Source organism: Halorubrum sp. C191 (genome assembly GCF_002727095.1).
GTDB lineage: Archaea > Halobacteriota > Halobacteria > Halobacteriales > Haloferacaceae > Halorubrum > Halorubrum ezzemoulense.
Map to the genome: position 1 here is coordinate 1 of NZ_NHNZ01000210.1, position 262 is coordinate 262.

Here is a 262-nt window from a genome sequence, read left to right on the forward strand (position 1 = left end):
ACGAACTGCGTGATCAGGTCGCGGTGGATCGGCTCCCACGCCTGCTGGTCGCCCGGTCGGCGACCGTCGTTCTCGGGAAGAGGGTCCTCGGCGTCCGACTCCCGGGCGTAGTGTCGGGGAATGTACCCCTGCGCGTGCGCCCATCCGCACCACGACGCGACGTGTGCGTAGTAGGTGAGGACGGTCCCGGCGGCGTATCCGGCGGTCGAGAGGTACCGTGCGTAGTCCGAGAAGACCGTGGTGTCGAGGTCCGCGAACCGGA

The 262-nt window shown here is 68.7% G+C and carries 1 pseudogene; it reads right to left on the minus strand.

Annotated features, from left to right (window positions below):
- A pseudogene (locus tag Z052_RS21145) lies at positions 1 to 262 on the minus strand (site-specific recombinase); the annotation flags it as partial.